Source organism: Paenibacillus taichungensis (genome assembly GCF_050994985.1).
GTDB lineage: Bacteria > Bacillota > Bacilli > Paenibacillales > Paenibacillaceae > Paenibacillus > Paenibacillus taichungensis.
The window spans coordinates 2,646,279-2,666,107 of record NZ_CP194720.1 but is presented as its reverse complement, the minus strand read 5'-3'; the positions used below and the strand labels follow the sequence as shown (position 1 = coordinate 2,666,107).

The window sequence follows — 19,829 nt, the reverse complement described above, 5'->3', positions numbered from 1 at the left end:
TGACAGAGACACGGCAACAGCCTTACTTTTTTAGAGAGGAGAATCAGAATGAAAAATCGTTCTCTCGCTATTAACGAAATGCGTTCTGACTGGAGGTGAGAATTTGTTTACACGGATTAAAAATCTGTTTGAGATAAAAGGATATCGTTTATTCATCATTTGCATTCTGCTGGTCGGAATAGGTATTTCAATTACTCAGCCATATCTGTCCTTGTATGCCACCGAAGTTTTGGGAATGAGCATGGGAACCTTTGGCGTTTTCATGGCAGTAAGTTCATTAGGTGGAGTACTGGTCAACTCGCTTATTGCCAAACGGTCAGATCGCGGCTTGGATCGGAAATGGTTAATTATTTTGGCAATGATATCGTCTGCGTTGGGATACGCTTCATATTTGGTATTTGATCAATTCATTATTCTGTTGGTTGTCATAACTTTTTTTAGTGGATTAGGCGCACCTGCGATGCCGCAAATCTACGCCTATGCACAGGAATCGGCAGTAGCAAGTCAAAACAATGATAAAACGTTCGCAATGTCTATATTACGTTCACTTGTGTCCTTAGGCTTCCTGATTGGACCACTTGTCGGTACAGTTATATTGGGTGTACTTGGATATAAGGGTCTCTTTCTGGGCACGTCCTTTATCTATATTACCATCGCATTTCTTGTTTTCTTTTTTCTACAAAGACGAAAATTAGTCCAGCAAAATAAGGATAAAGTAAAAAGCGCACACACTTCATCGCTGAAAAACAAAAAAATCATGCTGCCGTTTATCGCCTTTATCTTCCTGTTTGCTGTAAATGCGATGAATACCATCAACACACCGTTGTTTATTGTTCATGAGCTTCAGGGTACACCGATGGAAGTTGGATTGGTCGTTAGTATCTCTGCTTGTTTGGAGATCCCCATTATGCTTGTATTAGGTTCCTTGGGCAAGAAGATATCAAACCACACTTTGTTGATAATCGGTTGTTTTGTTGGGCTTGTTTATTACGCCATCTTAAGCCTATCCACCCATTCCTGGCAGCTTATCGCGGCGCAGCTCCTGCAGGCAATATATGTAGCCATTGTGATGGGGAATGGACTAAGCTATTTCACGGATTTGTTGCCTCATTCACCGGGACAGTCCACGACGCTCTATTACAATGGCTCTATTATTGGTCGTCTTGTGGGAAATATGGGCGGCGGTATTCTTGCCCAAATCATCGGATTTCGTCATGTGTACTGGATGTGTATCGTTATCATGATTTTCTCTGTGTTGATCCTATGGGCGACAAGGGTTCATTCAAAAGCCAAACCAACAGCAGGACACTCCGCGTAGTTCTTATTGCTTCAATTCCATGTTCAAAAGAAAGAGGCTGGCAGGTGTTCACTCAGGTGAATCTTGTTTAGGCTTCTTTTTCATCTGCAATGGCCTTCTCGCCCGTTGAATAAACCAATTGGTTACGAACCAGGGAGGGCAGGAATCTTAGATAGAAAAAGCTGACAGCGATCGTGCAGAATGCCAGCATGTAATGCAGCCAGGTGACCGATAACCAGAATGGAAAGGTGAGGGCGATACCTCCCAGAGCCAGTGAGTGCCCAAGCATCATAATTGGCTCGATTAATGAATTAACTCGGCCCATATTTTGCGGGGGAACAAGCTCTGGCATCCAACTGCCAAGCGCAATGTTAATGGGAGCTATGGTGATTCCCGCCAACAGGATGAGAACAAGATAGACTTCGATCCGCACGGTTGTTCCAAGTCCTCCGATGAGCAGGCTGGAAATGATTAGCCCCGATATCAAAATCGGAGTTCTTGTGAAGCGCCGGATGAAGTGAGGAGCAATGATACTGCCTATCAGAAAGCCGATCCCCATAAAGACAGTAATAAGCGAAGAATGAACGACGTAATTGTCGGGGCTTAGCTTGTATTTCATGGTGAAGATGGGGAGTACAGAGAAGACACCGTTTACAATACCGAAAAACAGAAATCCACTAATCAGTACGAGAAGCAATCGATTTTCGGAAATATACCGAAGGCCATGCCAGAAATCCTTAAAAAGAAGTGATAGCCGTAGTTCCCGAATAGAGGTTCTTCCGTTGGGGATACGGGCACGTTCGGGGAAATCTCCCCAGGCTAATAGAAGACCGGAGATCAGGAAACTGACACAGTCGATGATAAAGGCACCTTTAATGCCGATAAAATGATAGGCCCCTGCTCCTAAGCTCATGCCAAAAAGCATGAACATCCCCATGATCATTTGATTGAGGCCGGAGGCCTGAACGTATTGGTCCTGATCAATGCTGCCTTGCAGCAATCCCATTTCTGCTGGACCAAAAAATTTGGATATCGAGCTGCGTAAGAAGAGCATCAAAAAGCAGAAGAACAGCATGTCATAATGAACAAATAATAGCAGCAGCAGGGTAAGGCCTGCCCTGATCCAGTCACTGTAGGCGGCAATATGCTTGCGGTCGAATCGGTCAGCGATGACACCAACGATCCAGAACACAGTCAAGGTAGGCAATGAATACATCAGCTCTGCCATCGTAGCGAGTGATGGGCGCTCACTATACCTGTCTACCAAATAAAAGGCGAATGCCATATTTCCAATCACGGTTCCTAGCTGTGACGCAAAAGCCGCAATGAAAAGCTTACAGAACGTTGAATTACGAAAGAGCGTCTTCATTCCTTCCTTCCCCCCTAATGTTACATCTCTTTGATCGATACTGGATGGAGCAGATTCTTCAAATAAAGCATCAGTGCCTCATACTGCATCCGAGTGTTTGCTTTTTCAGGACCAATGGCAATGTAGTGAGTCATAATCCCCTCCTGAAAGGAAGCTGCGAGTCTGGATATATCCATAATGTTCATGACAGGTGAGAACTCTTCACGTTCCACACCGATTCGAAGCAGCTCCGCAAACTGTGCGATTCCCTTTTCATATCGTTCAAGAAGCAGCTCGCGGCGTGGCTCTTCGCGCCACCCGACCAGAAAGTACTCATAGAACGCTGGCATCAATCCTCCGTGGGGAGAACGATGGAGTTCTTGCAACTGCTGGGAGTAAATCGTAGTCACCATTTCCCATATGGAGGAAGAGGAATCCATTAGCTGATTGATATACTGTTCATAATCGGCATCCTGATAATCCAGTAATGCTTCGAAAATATCCTCTTTGGTCTGATAATACAAGTAAATCCAGCCCCGACTCATTCCAGTTTCCTGAATGATATCCTTTAACGTCGCTGCACCATAACCCTTTTCGGTAAACACCCGTTTGGCTGCTTCAAGTATTTGCAGATTTCTCCGTTCTTTTTGAGTATCTGTTAGTTTGGGTGACATTTCACCACTTCCTTCCCGTTTCATCAAAATGAACCTCGTGTCATTTTTATAATAATGACACGAGGTTCATTTTGCAATAGAAAAAAATAATCAACGCAAGAACAATTCTTCAAGTGCGTTGATTATTTTTATATCACTCATCCAAATTGAAATTCTTCAACGAATAAGTAGTCATTTGCATGTTATTGGCGTAGTCAATTTGAAAGATACAGGAATATATCACGTTTAATACGTAATCAAAGGCAATTTGTGATGAAAACGTACCAATCTTTGCATGTTTTGTTTCGTCATTCGGCACCTGGATACAGATCGTACTCATCTTGGCCAACTCACTTTGATGATTCGCGGTAATCGTAATAAATGGAATTTTTGCACGCGAGAAATGTTGGGCTGCCTTTAGGAAAATGGGCGATTTTTCATGATAGGTCAAAAAAATGGCGCAATCCTGTAGGGTAAGATTTATGGTGTGGTAGGCCCATTCAGATAGCTCTGTTGTGATCACGACGTATTTATTGATTTTAATCAATTTATTCTGAAAGCTCTTCGCGCGAATCTGAGAATCCCCCAACGCATAGATGAAGATTCGTTTCGCCTGATCAAGCAAATGGGCTGCTTCTGTTAGAGAGGCTTCATCCATAAAAGCAAAGTTTTTCTCAATCGTTTCTTTCATTAGTTCAGCTATATCTTTTGCCACCTGGAGTGAAGATTCGCCAAGAGCGAACGGATAATTGGGATCGATATTGGAGATGTTCTGAGCATCCTGCTGAAACTCTCGGGCAAGCTTAATACTGAACTCCTTAAACCCTGAAAGTCCAAGCTTATGAGTTAAGCGATTGATGGCAGAATGTGACGTGAATGTAGCTTTGGCAAGCTCTTGAATATTCAAATGAAGCATTAGCTCCTTATGAGTCAGAATATAAGAAGCGATGCTTTTTTCATTTGGTGTAAAGTGGTTCATGTCTGTTAATTGGGTCAATATTTTCAACAGGTTCACCCCGGATTCATTGAAATAACGTTGATGTAGAGCGTCCAGTAAACATTTTGTTTAAAAAGAGGGCATCAGAATTACAAAACATTGATCAAATGTACCGTAATTTCTTCAAAGCTCCTCCGGAGGATTTTCTTCTTCTATAATAAACAAAAAAGAGCCTAAGGGGGAATTCATATGTTAACCATCGGTTACATTGGCAATGGCAAAAGTACAAATCGTTATCATCTTCCTTTTTCATTGAATCGGGATCATTTGAAAGTAAAAACGATATACGCCCGTCATCCGGAGAAAACGGAGTGGGAGAAAGTTCCTGGTGTTCTGTATACAGATGATCTTGCAGCTTTTATGAATGACGATGACATTCAGTTAGTAGTGGTATGTACACACACCGAATCTCATTATGAGTATGCAAAGAAGGCACTCGATCACGGAAAGCATGTACTTGTTGAAAAACCTTTTATGCTGACCAAGGAAGAAGCCGAATCCATTTTCCAATACGCCAAAGAAAAAAATCTCTTGATTCAATGTTATCAGAACCGACGATATGATTCGGATTTTCTGACGACTAAGAAAGTGATTGAGTCAGGAAAGCTTGGCGATTTGCTGGAAGTGGAGATGCATTACGATTATTATCGACCGGAGATCCCGAATGCTACCACCCATTTTTCCAAATACAAAAGTTATTTATACGGGCACGGTGTTCACACCATTGATCAAGTATTATCCTATTTCGGGCAACCGGACAAGATACATTACGATGTCCGTCAATTGCTGGGGCCTGGCAGAATGAATGATTATTTCGATCTGGACTTTTATTACGCTTCGCTGAAAGTATCAGTCAAATCTAGCTTTTTCCGCTTAAAGCCCCGCCCGAGTTTTATAGTATACGGCAAAAAGGGAGTATTCGTAAAACAAACTGAGGATCGTCAAGAGGAACATCTGAAGTTATTTTACCTTCCTGAGGGACATCCCGATTTTGGTAAGGATTTGCCTCAACATTATGGCGTACTGACATATCTGGATGACGCAGGAATCTACCATGAAGAAAAAGTAATCTCTGAACAAGGCGATTATGCAAGAGTGTATGACGATATCTATGAAGCCATCAACCATGGCAAAGAAAAAGTGATTCAAGACAAAGAAACGATCGCGGTTATGGAAATATTGGAAAAAGGTATGAAGGAGTGTAACTAATATGAAACTTGGAATTGTCGGAGCTGGAATGATTGTAAAGGATCTATTGAGCTTTATTCATGAAATTCCTGCGATTACGTTAGAGGCCATATGTTCCAGACCTGGTCATCAGGATAAATTGCTAACTCTGCAAGAAGAGTATGGTATTGCACAAATATATTCGGAGTACAGCGAGATGATTGCAAATGATGAAGTGGATACGATCTATATCGGACTACCAAATCATCTTCATTATGCATATGCCAAAGAAGCGTTATTGGGCGGCAAACATGTTATCTGTGAGAAGCCGTTCACTTCCAATTTGCAAGAATTTCTTGAACTTAAAGAGATTACAGGGCAAAAACAGCTGGTGTTGGTCGAAGCCATCACAAACCAATATTTGAAGAACTATTTGTCTATGAAGGAGAATCTGCACAAACTGGGTGACATCAAAATTGTGGAGTGCAACTATTCCCAATATTCATCCCGCTATGAGGCTTTTCAGGCTGGAGAAGTGCTGCCGGCATTTAATCCGGAAATGTCTGGTGGAGCCTTGATGGATATTAATTTGTATAATATTCATCTGGTCGTAGGGCTTTTCGGGAGTCCGAAGAAGGTGGAATACTGGGCCAACATGGAACGCGGAATAGACACTTCAGGTATGTTGCTTTTGGACTACGGTGAGTTCAAGTGTGTGTGCATTGGTTCCAAAGACAGCACAACCCCCAATGCAACGAACATCCAGGGCAATAGAGGGTATATCCATATGACGAGCTCGACCAACAAATGTGAATCCTTTGATCTTGCGCTTCATAAGGAAACGCCGATTCGGGTAGATGTTAAGGATCATCCTCATCGCATGTATGACGAGTTTGTTGAATTCGAGCGTATGATTCGTGAACAAGATTTGGAGAAAGTCACAGATATGCTTGAGCATAGCGAGAAGGTGATGGAGGTTATTGAACAAGCCAAACAATCTGCCAATCTTGTATTTGGACCTGATCGATAATATATTCTGAAATTACAGTATGATTATTGTATTATCTTTTTGTGCATTTCCCAAGATGACTGTGTTAAAATGCGGTGAAAGATATAAAAAGTTTATATGTCAGTGAACCAATAACAGTCTTCTTGGGGAGTATTTAATGATAACGATTAAAGACGTAGCAAAGTTAGCGGGTGTCGCGAGTTCAACTGTGTCCTATGTACTCAACGGCAAAAAACATGTAAGTGAGCACACAAGACAGAAAGTACTTGCAGCAGCAAGTGAGCTTAATTACATCAAGCACGGAGCCGCATCCGAATTAAAGCGAAAAAACACACAAACGATTGGTGTTATTGTTCATGATATGTCCGTCCCCTATTTTTCCGACTTGGTGAGTGGAATTGAATCCAGCGCCATAAGTCAGGGATATGATCTGATCGTATGCAGTTCTTTAGGCGGAGAGCGATCGACAGCCGCACGCTTTATCAGAGAGAGAAGGCTGGACGGCGTGATTGTAATCGCTGAAAATATTGAAGATGAGTTGTTGTTGCAGGCTGCTGAAACGGGATTTCCTATTGTTGTGATGGACCGGGAACTCCATAGTGAGCATATTGTAAATGTTCTGATGGATGATGAGCAGGGGGGTTATATGGCAACCCGTTTCCTTCTGGATAAAGGTCACCGCGCAATAGCCTACATTAGTGGACCTTTAAGTTCGGATTGTAATCTGATGCGATATCAGGGTTATCTGAGAGCTATGCATGAAGCTGGGGTGGAAGAAAATGAGAATTGGAGACTTGGCGGCCAATTTCTGAAAACTGGTGGCTACAACGCAGCCAAGTTGCTAATGGAGGGAGAGCTTCCAACGGCAGTCTTTTTTGCGAATGATGAAATGGCCATTGGTGGCTTAGAGGCATTTAAAGAACACCAGGTTTCCATACCCGAAGATCTATCCATTATTGGATTTGATAACATACATGTAACCGAATACTTAAATCCGCCTCTTACGACTTTTCGACAACCCAAAACAGATGCAGGCTCCTTTGCTGGACATGTACTCATTCAAATGTTAAAAGGAGAAGCTGTTGAGTCTACTTATAGGATCAATATACAGTGTGTCGAGCGAGACTCTGTTTCGCAGATGATCCTTTCTGAATGATGAGTGCACATACATTTTCAATGAACACCCTTAAGCCCTAATCACGGGCTGTTTTTCTTTTCATAAGAAATTATCCTCTTAGATCTTCTGAGACTGTAAAAAAGGTTTATCGTCTCATTCAAATGGATATCATTCCAAAAACATTGATTTCCGTTTCCTGTTATTCTATTATTAAAAGCTAAAAAGGCGGGACTATCCATGTCCATGAGAAACGGAAAGATAATCAAGGCACCACAAGAGATGGAACGTGCACCAGACAAGCAAGGAAGCTTAAAACAGAATGGGTTATCCGTTATTCAATTCTGTTTGCATACACAGGGGACAACAGGTTCATTTTTTCTGAAAGATCACATGTTGTTGTTCGTTATATCGGGTGTGTATACGGTCCGATTCAAGGATCAGGAGTACACTGTGCGCAGTGATGAAATGGTGTTTCTTCACAAATCGATTCGTATTGATTACATAAAGTCGGGTGAACCCGGCTCTGAATTTATGCTGGATTATATGATGTTTTTCCTGAATGAAAGTATGCTCGAAGAGTTTGTTCAGTTTTCTGGCTTCAAACAGACAAGTTGTGTGAATCAAATCACTCCGGTGTCCATTATTCCGGTCAATGAACTCACTCGCTCTTATATAGCGTCATTGAAACCCTATTTCGAACATCCAGACAAGGTACAAGATGGACTTGTCCGGCTTAAATTCATGGAACTTCTGTTTCATCTGGCGCAAGCCAATGAACAATTCTTACATCAACTACTGCAACCGAATCATAATCAAAACAGTACCTTCGGCAAAATAATGGAGGAGAATATCACGAATCCCATCTCCATAAGCGATTTGGCTTATTTGTCCGGCAGGAGCCTGTCTACCTTCAAGAGGGATTTTCAGACGCTATACCACACTTCACCCTTGAAGTGGATTCGTAATCAGAGGCTGGACAAAGCCAAGAAACTATTGGCCGAGACGTCTCTGTCCGTCACCGACGTCTGTTTCTCAACAGGTTTCGAAAACGTTGCCCATTTTTCCAAAGTGTTTAAGCTACAGTTCGGGCTTCCGCCCTCGGAGTTTAGACAGCAATGCAAACGAAGCGAGGAAAAGATTAAATAGGGCCAGCATATTCTGTCCATACTCTAATAACAAGTGACTATGTGCAACTTTTGTGTAAAGCGCTTCGCGATAAAATATCGTGAAACGCTTTTTCCTTATTCGAGACAAATGAGCTAAATAAACAAATCCAATGAGCTTAGCAGCAAAGAAATGCATCTATTTTCTTGTTATTCTTGACACATGCGTTACAACGTTGTCTCAACCTAAATGTCGAGGAGGATTAACCAATGGAATATGTGAAATTAGGAAATACAGGCATGGATGTATCTCGGCTTTGCCTTGGCTGCATGGGATTTGGTGAACTAGGACGTGGTTTTCATCAATGGGTGTTAAATGAAGAGAATAGTCGTCCCGTCATTCAGAAAGCGTTGGAGCTAGGCATTAATTTCTTTGATACAGCAAACGTATATGCTGGCGGAACAAGTGAGGAGATTCTCGGTCGGGCTCTTAAGGACTACGCTAATCGAGATGAAATTGTCCTTGCAACAAAAGTGTTTTCCCGCATGCATGACGGTCCGAATGGCGCCGGACTTTCTCGAAAGGCAATTATGAGTGAGATCGACAAGAGCCTCAAGAGGCTGGGAACGGACTATGTGGATCTATATCAAATTCACCGCTGGGACAACCATACCCCTATTGAAGAGACCATGGAAGCATTACATGATGTGGTGAAGGCAGGGAAGGCAAGATATATTGGTGCTTCTGCCATGTCAGCATGGCAATTCCAAAAGGCTTTGTATGTCGCCGAGAGAAATGGATGGACTCGCTTTGTATCGATGCAGAACCACTATAACCTAATTTACCGTGAAGAGGAAAGGGAAATGATACCTCTTTGTCAGGAAGAGAAAATCGGAGTAATTCCTTACAGCCCACTTGCTTCTGGTCGGTTGACCAGAGATTGGCAGGAAACAACACAACGTTCCGAAACGGATCAGGTTCAAAAGGCCAAATACGATGCGACAGCCAGCACCGATCAATTGGTAGTAGAGCGGGTTGCAGAAATCGCAGAAAATCGCGGCGTTCCCCGGGTACAAATCGCTCTTGCCTGGTTGCTGCACAAGAATCCGGTTACAGCTCCGATTATTGGTGCTACGAAGACATCCCATCTCGAAAATGCAGCTGAAGCTATATCGATTGCGTTAACATCAGAAGAAATGGCTTTCTTGGAAGAGCCGTATGTGCCTCATCCGGTATATGGACTTAATGTTGGATTTAAGTAATGTAAGAAGAAAAACCAATCCGGAAAACGGATTGGTTTTTTTGAACAGAACAACATAGAAAACAGACTAATTCTTTCTTTGTTGTTTGATCTCATTACTCGAGTTCCGAAAACTCTTAGGCGTTTGGTTTTGATGTTTTTTGAAAGACTGAATGAAGTTATTTACATGGTTAAAACCAACCCTATGAGCTATTTCAGTTACTGTATAATCGGTTGAAATTAATAGCTCCATGCTCTTTTTGATCCGGTACTTAATTAAGTAATCATACGGTGTCATATGAATGGTCTTCTTAAAACTCCGGGTGCACTCCGAGATGCTCAGATGTGCTGTATCAGCAATTTCTTGCAGTGTGATATTCGTTGAATACTGCTGATGGATAAAGCTGAGCATGAGTTGAAGGCGCTCTTGCTGAAGCTTTACATATTTGGGCGCCTCCTCGGAGGAAAGCGTAATATTATGAATCAAAATTAACCACAATTGTACGGTTTTGATCGAAACCTCATATTCCCAACCCCATTTTTTTGTCATATCAAATCTCTTTTTCATATCCCATAACATATCTAGCACAATCTGTTGCCATTCTACATCGCCCTTGATTACCAGCGACACCAGTGAAGAGTCTGTATAAGGTAAGACATAATTTTTCTCCATGGCACTATCTGCGTAGAAGGCTAACAGCTTTTCAGGGAAATTAAAACTCACATATTGACCGTTGTGGGTCAGATGTGTTGTAACATGCAAGACTCCTTTATTAATTAGGATAGCTTGACCAGCTAATAACTCATGATCAACACCGTTTACCTGTATAACCAACCTTCCTTGAGTAACCAATGTAATCTGTAGTTCTTCATGCCAATGCAAGTCATTAAATCCTCTACCTTCAGGAATAATTTTCTCAGAATTAGCTGTGTACATAATGTAAGGAAATGAAGCATCAGGGAAAAGAATCGTCTCGTGAAGCTGCTTTGACATTTAAATGCGTCCTTTCGAATGGTGATATTTATATATAATATAGCGATATTATTACACAATTAAAATATTAACGATGATATTATTATATCCAATCTTTGTTTTATCACCTTAATCCTGTGCACAGAATTTGGATAGAACATGTTGAAGGAGTAAGTATGAAAATGAATAAATCGTTGTATCCGCCTCATCCGTACCTGTTGCTTTTTATCAGCATTTTGTCCATCTCCATTTCTTCCATATTAATAAAGTCCTCAGAGACACCAACCTCTGTAGCTGGGATGTACAGATTGTTCATAACCGTAATACTAATGCTTCCTTTTGTTCCTTGGAAAAGTCTTCGAAACTTTAAGATGAGCAAAAAAGATTGGAGTGTTGTATTTTTAGCCGGATTCTTTCTCGGGTTACATTTCTTATTCTGGATGGAGTCACTGGTGCATACCTCCGTTGCAAGTTCCATGGTCATTTTATCGTTGCAGCCCTTATTTGTAATGGTCGGGTCATACTTCATCTTCAAGGAACGAGCAAACATGGTTACGATTCTATGTCTGGTCACAGCTCTTGCAGGGTCAGTTATTATCGCATGGGGTGACATCGGAGTATCTAGAGAGGCGTTGATCGGAGATGGATTATCTTTATTGGGTACCATCGCGGTTTCGGCATATATGCTTGCTGGACAAAAAGTCAGTCATAAAATCGATGCAAATGTGTACAGCATTATTGTCTTCTTTCTTGCGGGGAGTGTCTTGCTTATCTACAGTCTATTTAATCATATCTCCCTGACCGGATATAACACTTCAGATTGGATGTATTTCTTGTTGCTTGCCATAATCCCAACCATTTTTGGACAATTTCTTATTAATCTATTATTGAAATCTTTAGGCGCAACGACGCTTTCTGTAGGCATTATTGGAGAGCCTGTTCTTGCGATCATACTCGCCTTTGTATTTCTGGGAGAGACCATCTCTCTGTTTCAGTTTATAGGCGGGATGATGACTGTACTCGGCATGGGGGTATATTTTTGGGCAAAATCCTGGCGATACACCGTTTCTGAAGTTCGAACTTGACGTGAATTTACACAACTACAACTATAAGACAAGTAGAAGAGGAGAATATATATATGGCTACCATTGATGATTTTTTGAAACTGGATATCCGTATCGGAACCGTTACAAAAGCTGAGTTTTTTGCAGAAGCGAAAGTACCTGCGATCAAACTTGAGATTGATTTTGGAGAAGAGATTGGAATAAAAAAGTCTAGTGCACAAATTACTAAAAGATATGCAGCCGAGAAATTGATCGGTAAACAAGTCATAGGGATAGTCAACTTTCCGCCGCGCCGGATAGCCGGGTTCAAATCAGAAGTATTGGTTCTGGGAGGAATACCCGAAAAAGGGGATGTCGTTCTGTTAAAACCAGATATCAAACTGCCCGATGGAACTCCGATTGGATAATAGCTCGTTTTGTCATATTGGCGTAACAGACAACGGGTAAGATGGCTATCGAGGTGATTGATCATGAAGAAAATATCAGCCAAATCGAGTTGGCCAATCGGAAGAAATGTTTTACTCTCGGCGGCCATTTTGGTTGCACTAGCTGGATGCAGTTCTAACTCTGCTTCTCCAAAGCCATTGGAGATTTCAGGGATGAACAGCAGTCAGGAGGAGAAGCAGGCTGTTCCTTCGGAGAAAATGAGCTACTGGAATGAACAGCGAAAAGGGACCAATTTTATGAACTCCACATCTCTTCCTGATAACTATGGAGCAGCCAAGGAACAGGGCATAGAGTTCGTCCGGCTTGCGCCCGATAAGTGGAGTAAGGATCGAGATTTTTTGTTTAACGACAAGCCAGATGCCAATATCAACGCAGATTTTTTGATAGGCAGCTCGGATAAGTACGTAGGTATCGTGGAAGCGGATTTTGCCCGACTCAAAGCGGATCTGGACGCCGCCGAGGCTAAAGGGATGAAAGTGATTATTACAGTGCTTAGCTTACCGGGAGATCGCTGGCGGCAGTTTAACGGGGCCAAGAATGATGATCGGATCTGGAATGATACTGAATATCACAAGCAGGCTGCTCAGTTTTGGAAAGATCTTGCAGCACGATTGAAAAATCATCCTGCCGTCATCGGCTATAACCTGATTAATGAACCTCATCCGGAAACGGGTACGGGCTTTCATGACTTCTGGACGCAGGATTATTCCGATTGGTATGCCAAAGTGGAACATACCGCAGCTGATCTGAATTCACTCTATGACACGATAACCAAAGAGATCAGGACGGTAGACCAGACAACTCCCATCATTTTGGATTCGGGGCTCTACGCAACACCTTGGGCCTTTACGTATCTGAAACCGATTAATGATCCTAACGTGTTGTATGCTTTTCATATGTATGAGCCTTATGAGATGACAAGCCAGAACAAGAAAAAAGGATTTACGTATTCTTATCCGGGGAGCGTAAAGGTTGGAGATGATGAGACGGAAAAAGAGTTTAACCGTCAGACTCTGAAACAATTTGTCGAGCCTGTCGCCAAGTGGGCTTCTGATCATAACATACCTGCGAACCGGATTATAGCTTCCGAATTCGGAACGAACCGAATGGTTCAAGGTGCAGAACGCTACATGTCGGATCTGATATCAATCTTTAATGAATACGGATGGCATTGGGCCTTCTATGCATTTCGTGAAGATACCTGGGATGGGATGGACTATGAACTAGGCAGTGAGAAGCCCAACTGGAAGTATTGGGATGCCATAGAAAAAGGAGAGCAGCCATTACGCGGTACGGTAGACAATCCGATTTGGAATGAGATCAAGGAAAGCCTGACGAAGTGAAATGGATAAAGATCACCATTGCATTAGTGCTTGTTCTATTAGGGATCGGCTGTTATGCAAGGGAGATTGAACCTAAAGCTCTGGCAGTAACTCGCCTGGATATCGTCAATGAATTCGTGCCAGTATCTATGAATGGAATTCAAATCGTGCAATTTTCTGACACCCACTTGGGTTCCGATTATTCGGTGGATCAGCTTCAATCCTTAGTTGATCGTATGAATCGTCTGAAGCCAGATATCGTAGTGTTTACTGGAGATTTAATGGATCATTACACACGCTTTGGCTCAGATAATAGAAAGAAAGCACAACGAGTATTAGCGAAAATAAATGCACCTCTCGGAAAATATGCGGTTTACGGAAATCACGACAGGGGGGGAGGAGGAAGCCAAAAGTATAAGCAATACATGCAGGACGCGGGGGTTACCGTATTGGTCAATGAGGTACACGCGATCCGTACTGCTACAGGGGATAAAATAAACATAGCCGGACTCGATGATTTTTTGCTTGGAAAGCCGCAAGTTAAGCGTACGCTGCAATCGCTCCGTAAACAGGATTTCAACCTGCTACTCGTCCATGAACCGGATGTTGCGGACCAATTGAGCGCATATCAGATTGACCTGCAACTGTCCGGCCATAGCCATGGTGGGCAAGTCAGAATTCCTTTGATCAAACCGCTTATTACAACTGCATTAGCTCACAAATATGTCGCAGGACTATACTCCTTGCAAGGCAAAAGCAAGCCGCTAAAGCTATATGTCAATCGAGGAATCGGAACCACCCGAATGCCTCTGCGCTTCTTCGCAAAACCCGAGTTAACCGTGATTCGTTTGACTGCCGCTGTAAGCTGATGTTAACTAAGTAAAGCTACTATTCACGGCAGATGCAACCTAGAATGCAGAACAGCCTCCGAAAAATTATTCGGGGGCTGTTCTTGATTTGAAGTTCATTCTGATGATGAATTCTGGAATAACTAGCAGCAAAGCAATAGAGCCATAAATACTTACAGTGTAGCTTGTAACATAAGCCAACCCGAATCCCAGATGAAAAAGGGAAGTGATGAGGTGAATCAACATGTTCGTGAAGCAAAAGGCATAACTTCGAATCATCCAGTTCCGGTGTTGAACCATTCGTTTCTGTTTAATTTGAATGAGAGCAGTAATCGTAATGAATAGCCAGATGATATTAAGCGCATTGAAACCGATACTGCCTATTTTCCCTCCAGTAGCGTAAGGGGCCATATAACCGGAAGTCAGTACAACAAGCGCTACGGACACAATGTAAACATAACCATTTATACGGTGGAACCTGCGGCTCTTTTCAAAAATCCGATTAGAGAAGTTGAGTAATCCAGACGCCATGGCCAAACATGCAAACGCAACATGAACGTACATGACATTCAGCCAGATCGGAAGATGAAGCTCACGCTTCGAACCGGTCTTATGGCTTAAAAAGCTTGAAGCTTCAGGGTCTATCCAATAGTTCTTCACTAGAGCATACACAATAAAGAAAATACTGACGCAGGCCAGCCATCCGTATAACGTTCCTCGTTTCTTCATATCAAACTACAACCCCCGAAACTCTTTTTTGTGCACATAGCTAACCAGGCTAGTTTATTCGTTTTCCTGTTAATTTGGAAGCAGGAAGAAGGCCAGCCTTAGCGATTCCATTCATTTTATCTCCATCCACGGCAACTTCGAATTTCAGATTCAAACGCATAGGTTTAGTAATTGACAGGCTCCAGGTCAACTTGTTGTCGCAGAGTACAGGGTTCATAAATGGGATTGTTTCGTTACCTTGTGTTGCCGTGCCCTGAATCACACCAGAAATTGTCTTTATGTAGAGTTTGACCTCCAGTTTACCGACAGGTGTAGCGATTGTTGTGTCCCAATTCCCATTAAAGACGGTTGTCTGAGTGTTCTCATTAAGCAGTATGCCAGAGGTCACTACCGTTTGATTCATTACAATGTTCGGTTCGTTGTCCGTCAACGACTTGTGAGTGGTGGGCGCAATGCCCTTTGCTCTCCAAACGGTTCCTCTACGCTCATACTCAAACAACTGCTCTATCTCGTGTGCGATACGTGGTCCCAGTTCACGTTCGACCAGATACAACGCAACATCAAGCCCCGAGGTCACACCGCCGCCAGTAACCAGATTACCATCATCCACTACGCGTGCCGGGACAGGAATTGCCCCAGTCGCACCAAGTAAATCCATACCCAAACGATGTGTTACAGCAGATCTTCCTTCCAGGAGTCCTCCCATAGCTAACAAGAGGGAACCACCGCAGACTGTAGCGACTAAGATGTCTTTGTGGTCGAGAGCTGTCTTGATCATTGTAGTCAATTCCGTATTCATGGCTTTACCAAGAATGGCAGGAATCGAGTCTGGACCATCTCCTTCAACATTACCGGCTGCACCAGGCACAAGTATGATACCCCCACGTTCCGGGTCAAGAGTGTTGCTCGCTTCAATTGTCAAACCATTCATACCACTAGTCACTGGTCTTGGACCTTCAGCCGTGACCATCTCTACTCTTACGGCGTTGTCGGTATGCATGGAAGCGGCGCAAAATACTTCGTAAGGTGCAACGGCATCCAATAGGTCGAAGCCATCAAATAACACGATTTGAACAGTTAACATTTCATCCATCCCCTTATCTTTAAGTCGTCTGTACTCACAGTTAGAATCGTAACAAACGAATATCTCAAAGGAAGTCCTAAAAAGGTCACAAAACGATAAACAAATCATCACAGAATTTAGTCTCGACTTGGTAAAGGAAGAAAAAATGATAAACTAGATGGCAGAGGTGGGATAAGCATGAGTATGTATCATACGATACTTGTTGTAGATGATGATCAGAGCATCGTCGAGCTATTAAGGGACTTTCTAGAGAATGACCAATTTCACGTAAAGACTGCTTGTGATACGGAACAAGCTTGGGCCATACTGCAACAGCATTCCATAGATTGCATTGTACTGGACATTATGATGCCGGGACAAAACGGATTTGAGCTATGCCGTCGAATTCGAGGGGACAGCAATGTTCCAATCCTTTTCTTGAGTGCTCGCAGTGATGATGTGGACAAGATCCGTGGCCTTACGCTCGGAGGAGATGATTATATCGTCAAAACGGCTTCGCCTGGGGAAATTGTTGCCAGAGTGAAAGCCGTGTTACGGCGCACTACTTCCAGGCAACCCATGGAAAGGAAGATATTGGATTATGGACGTATCCAGTTAAATCTGACTGCAAGAGAAGTCCTGGTCGAAGGGGGAAAAGTCGAGCTTACACCTAAAGAATATGAGTTGTTGCGATTATTTGCGGAGCACCCGAGGCAGGTTTTCTCCTACGAACAACTGCTTGCAAAGTTTTGGGAAGGTGTAGGCGACAGGCATACCATTCGGGTACATCTTAGCCGGCTTCGCGAAAAAATTGAATCCGATCCAAACCATCCACAATTCCTCATCAACGTGTGGGGAGTAGGATACCGTTTTGAGGGAGTGTAACATGAGAAAACTCCGTATTCGTACATTTACTATGCTTTGTTTATTCTTGTTGCTTACATTACCTTGGATCTTTTTTGTCACGGCTCACTTTATGGACACTCAGTCGTTTAGCATCTCTACAAGCCAACAGCAAAATGAAACGCTGCAAAGACATCTCACTGAGATGATCCACATGATTGAAGTTGGTACGGATAAATGGACGGATACCGGTTGGCAAAACGAACTTCATACTGAGTTGAGCAAAGCAAAGATGGATGTGGAGATTGAATCTGCGTCCAATTCGGAAATATATCGTTCCAGCCCGAAGCGTCACAGTCGATTCTCGTCGACCGAACAGTTCTCTGTCATAAAGGATGGGGAATTGCTGGGGAGGGTTGTTCTTTATTTGCCTAAATCCAACGGAGTTCCAATGATTGCTGCATTTTTCGGACTGCTGCTTTCTTTCTTTGTGGTTGGAGTTGAAATGAGAAGATTCCTTCTTAAACCTCTTGAGAAAATGAGCAAGGCGGCCAGAAAAATTGCAGCAGGACATTGGGAAGTCCAATTACCTAAATCCAGAATCACGGAAATTGCCGAAGTCCGTGATGGATTCGAAGTTATGGTGAAGGGGCTTGAACAATCCCACCGTAAACAAGTGGAGCTTGAGGAAGAACGCAGATTTGTCACCGCAGCCGTTGCACATGATTTACGCACACCGCTGTTTGCCTTGAGGGGGTATTTGGATGGATTGGAACAAGGAATAGCTCAGTCACCGGAGAAGGTCACCCGATATATTGCCGTATGCAAAGAGAAATCCGCTCAGTTGGATCGATTGGTTGAGGACCTCTTCACTTTTACAAAAATGGAGTACTTGGAAAGTGAACTTAACACAAGAACGCTAGATTTAACACAGATCCTCCGAAGGTCGATAGAGAGTGTGAGTCCACAAGCTGAGCAGAAACATATTTCTATCTTAAACCAATTAACTGACGGTTGTTTTATTAACGGAGATTCGTATGTATTGGAGCGTGCGATGAACAATATATTGGAGAATGCCGTTAGATATACGCCATCAGGTGGCGCAATAACAGTCCGATGCTGTAAAGACGGCAAGAAAATCAGGTTTACAATCCGTGATACTGGACCTGGTTTCTCTTTCGAAGAATTAGAGCGCGTTTTTGAACCTTTGTATCGTGGGGAAACGTCTCGAAGTCGTGCAACTGGAGGCAGTGGATTAGGATTAACGATCTCACAACGAATGATGAAGCAACATGGAGGCGAACTTATGGTAAGTAACCACCCTGACGGTGGAGCAGTTCTGACAGGATGTTTACCGCTAACTGACCCGAATTAAAAAGATTTGAGCGGTCCTTGTCTCCTAAGATTAGGGTATGTTATTTAACGCGTATTATGATGGATTTTGACTTCAGACTGGAAGAGAGGTAAGCCTTATCCCAGCTTCCAGTCTGGATATCACGATATTATGCTTGATTTGTTAACGTGTTAGATATAATATGTTCATATGTTTAAACTCTTGAACGTAATGGAGTGATTTAAATGCAAGCCATGGTAATTGAGAAATACGGGAAGAATGTTCCCTTGATACAGAAAGAAATGCCTATTCCTCAAATCGGAGATCATGATGTATTGGTGGAAATCCATGCAGCAAGCTTAAATCCGATTGATTTTAAAATAAAGGAGGGGAAGGTAAAGCTCCTGCTGAATTACAAGATGCCATTGATCCTTGGAAATGATTTTTCCGGTGTTGTGGTCAAGGTGGGTAAACAGGTAAACGCTTATAAACCTGGAGATGAGGTATATGGAAGACCTCGTAAAGACAGAATTGGAACTTTGGCTGAATACATTGCTGTCCATGAAGAAGACATCGCGCTGAAGCCCCAAAACTTAAATTTTGAAGAAGCAGCATCCATACCACTGGTCGGTCTTACGACATATCAAGCCTTTTACGATATTTTGAACCTTCAGAAAGGCCAAAAAATTTTGATTCACGCAGGCTCAGGAGGGGTTGGCACGTTCGCCATCCAGTTGGCCAAATTAATGGGAGCTTATGTTGCTACTACTGCCAGCGATAGAGGTTACGCATTGGTCCAATCCCTTGGTGCCGATCGTATTATCAATTATCGTAAAGAAAATTTTGAAGAAATACTGTCGGGATATGATGCGGTGTATGACACGATAGGAGGCGAGGTGCTGGAAAAATCCTTCCAAGTACTTAAGCCGAATGGGAAAATAGTATCTATTTCCGGTTTGCCGAACGCGAGATTCGGGCGAGAAGCCAACTTAGGCTGGTTAAAGACCACACTGCTATCGATTGTGAGCCATAAGATAACAACTCTTGAGAAGAAAAACCAAGCAAAATATCATTTTCTGTTTATGAAACCAAGCGGGATGCAATTAGAGCGAATAAAGGGTTACTTGGAGGAAGGTCTCATTAAACCAGTGATTGATAAGGTTTATGATTTCAAGGATGTTGGGCAAGCATTTCAGTATCTTGAAGGTGGAAGTGCCAAGGGAAAGGTCATCGTTAAAATGAAGTGAAGTGTTCAATGGAGATGGTTACCGTTCT

The 19,829-nt window shown here is 42.8% G+C and carries 19 protein-coding genes; 13 read left to right on the top strand and 6 right to left on the bottom strand.

Going from position 1 to position 19,829, the window contains the following annotated elements; translation table 11 throughout:
* The first annotated feature begins 103 nt into the window (after window positions 1-103).
* On the top strand, window positions 104-1,318 hold the full coding sequence (locus ACR1R9_RS11995; protein ID WP_076288577.1) for a sugar efflux transporter: 1,215 nt from the start codon (window positions 104-106) through the stop codon (window positions 1,316-1,318).
* A gap of 67 nt (window positions 1,319-1,385) precedes the next feature.
* Here the strand turns inward: ACR1R9_RS11995 and ACR1R9_RS11990 are convergent, their stop codons facing one another.
* The 3 genes from ACR1R9_RS11990 to ACR1R9_RS11980 form a co-directional block, all read right to left on the bottom strand.
* Complete coding sequence (locus ACR1R9_RS11990) at window positions 1,386-2,666, bottom strand: MFS transporter (protein WP_076288578.1); 1,281 nt, start codon at window positions 2,664-2,666, stop codon at window positions 1,386-1,388.
* A 20-nt stretch (window positions 2,667-2,686) separates the two neighbouring features.
* Complete coding sequence (locus ACR1R9_RS11985) at window positions 2,687-3,343, bottom strand: TetR family transcriptional regulator (RefSeq protein ID WP_433923613.1); 657 nt, start codon at window positions 3,341-3,343, stop codon at window positions 2,687-2,689.
* Window positions 3,344-3,452: 109 nt separating this feature from the next.
* On the bottom strand, window positions 3,453-4,304 hold the full coding sequence (locus ACR1R9_RS11980; RefSeq protein WP_433923614.1) for a MurR/RpiR family transcriptional regulator: 852 nt from the start codon (window positions 4,302-4,304) through the stop codon (window positions 3,453-3,455).
* Window positions 4,305-4,484: 180 nt separating this feature from the next.
* On the opposite strand from ACR1R9_RS11980, the gene ACR1R9_RS11975 reads away from it, so the two are divergent.
* From ACR1R9_RS11975 to ACR1R9_RS11955, 5 genes are all read left to right on the top strand, one after another.
* The gene (locus ACR1R9_RS11975; RefSeq protein ID WP_076288581.1) at window positions 4,485-5,504 is read left to right on the top strand and encodes a Gfo/Idh/MocA family oxidoreductase; all 1,020 of its coding nucleotides are present in this window, start codon (window positions 4,485-4,487) and stop codon (window positions 5,502-5,504) included.
* A gap of 1 nt (window position 5,505) precedes the next feature.
* A complete protein-coding gene (locus ACR1R9_RS11970) occupies window positions 5,506-6,492 on the top strand; it encodes a Gfo/Idh/MocA family protein (protein WP_433923615.1) in 987 nt (328 codons plus the stop codon).
* Between the two features lie 136 nt (window positions 6,493-6,628).
* Window positions 6,629-7,627, top strand: coding sequence for a LacI family DNA-binding transcriptional regulator (locus ACR1R9_RS11965; RefSeq protein WP_326065540.1), 999 nt, complete (start codon window positions 6,629-6,631; stop codon window positions 7,625-7,627).
* A 198-nt stretch (window positions 7,628-7,825) separates the two neighbouring features.
* A complete protein-coding gene (locus tag ACR1R9_RS11960; protein WP_433923616.1) occupies window positions 7,826-8,734 on the top strand; it encodes a helix-turn-helix domain-containing protein in 909 nt (302 codons plus the stop codon).
* Between the two features lie 227 nt (window positions 8,735-8,961).
* A complete protein-coding gene (locus ACR1R9_RS11955; RefSeq protein ID WP_433923617.1) occupies window positions 8,962-9,954 on the top strand; it encodes an aldo/keto reductase in 993 nt (330 codons plus the stop codon).
* 66 nt (window positions 9,955-10,020) lie between these two features.
* On the opposite strand, the gene ACR1R9_RS11950 is transcribed toward ACR1R9_RS11955, so the two are convergent.
* Window positions 10,021-10,926: an AraC family transcriptional regulator gene (locus tag ACR1R9_RS11950; RefSeq protein WP_099854058.1), complete on the bottom strand. Its 906-nt coding sequence runs from the start codon at window positions 10,924-10,926 to the stop codon at window positions 10,021-10,023.
* Window positions 10,927-11,081: 155 nt separating this feature from the next.
* Here ACR1R9_RS11950 and ACR1R9_RS11945 point away from each other — a divergent pair, with 155 nt between their 5' ends.
* From ACR1R9_RS11945 to ACR1R9_RS11930, 4 genes are all read left to right on the top strand, one after another.
* The gene (locus ACR1R9_RS11945) at window positions 11,082-11,990 is read left to right on the top strand and encodes a DMT family transporter (protein ID WP_433923618.1); all 909 of its coding nucleotides are present in this window, start codon (window positions 11,082-11,084) and stop codon (window positions 11,988-11,990) included.
* 53 nt (window positions 11,991-12,043) lie between these two features.
* Window positions 12,044-12,376 (top strand): chaperone CsaA, encoded by a 333-nt coding sequence (gene csaA, locus ACR1R9_RS11940; protein WP_076288588.1) that lies wholly within the window; start codon window positions 12,044-12,046, stop codon window positions 12,374-12,376.
* 192 nt (window positions 12,377-12,568) lie between these two features.
* Complete coding sequence (locus ACR1R9_RS11935) at window positions 12,569-13,759, top strand: glycoside hydrolase family 5 protein (RefSeq protein WP_433923724.1); 1,191 nt, start codon at window positions 12,569-12,571, stop codon at window positions 13,757-13,759.
* The gene (locus tag ACR1R9_RS11930) at window positions 13,756-14,607 is read left to right on the top strand and encodes a metallophosphoesterase (protein WP_433923619.1); all 852 of its coding nucleotides are present in this window, start codon (window positions 13,756-13,758) and stop codon (window positions 14,605-14,607) included. The genes ACR1R9_RS11935 and ACR1R9_RS11930 overlap by 4 nt, the downstream gene beginning before the upstream one ends.
* A 66-nt stretch (window positions 14,608-14,673) precedes the next feature.
* On the opposite strand, the gene ACR1R9_RS11925 is transcribed toward ACR1R9_RS11930, so the two are convergent.
* Both ACR1R9_RS11925 and ACR1R9_RS11920 read right to left on the bottom strand, forming a co-directional pair.
* Window positions 14,674-15,315 (bottom strand): DUF2306 domain-containing protein, encoded by a 642-nt coding sequence (locus ACR1R9_RS11925; protein ID WP_433923620.1) that lies wholly within the window; start codon window positions 15,313-15,315, stop codon window positions 14,674-14,676.
* Window positions 15,316-15,364: 49 nt separating this feature from the next.
* Window positions 15,365-16,399, bottom strand: a complete 1,035-nt coding sequence (locus ACR1R9_RS11920; RefSeq protein WP_076288592.1) for a DJ-1/PfpI family protein — start codon at window positions 16,397-16,399, stop codon at window positions 15,365-15,367.
* Between the two features lie 177 nt (window positions 16,400-16,576).
* Between ACR1R9_RS11920 and ACR1R9_RS11915 the strand changes: the two genes are divergently transcribed.
* The 3 genes from ACR1R9_RS11915 to ACR1R9_RS11905 all read left to right on the top strand — a co-directional run bounded on the left by ACR1R9_RS11915 (window position 16,577) and on the right by ACR1R9_RS11905 (window position 19,801).
* A complete protein-coding gene (locus tag ACR1R9_RS11915; RefSeq protein ID WP_076288593.1) occupies window positions 16,577-17,263 on the top strand; it encodes a response regulator transcription factor in 687 nt (228 codons plus the stop codon).
* Window position 17,264: 1 nt separating this feature from the next.
* The gene (locus ACR1R9_RS11910) at window positions 17,265-18,596 is read left to right on the top strand and encodes a sensor histidine kinase (protein ID WP_433923621.1); all 1,332 of its coding nucleotides are present in this window, start codon (window positions 17,265-17,267) and stop codon (window positions 18,594-18,596) included.
* A 203-nt stretch (window positions 18,597-18,799) separates the two neighbouring features.
* Entirely contained in the window at window positions 18,800-19,801 is a 1,002-nt protein-coding gene (locus tag ACR1R9_RS11905; protein WP_099854044.1) for an NADP-dependent oxidoreductase, read from the top strand.
* The last annotated feature ends 28 nt before the right edge of the window (window positions 19,802-19,829 follow it).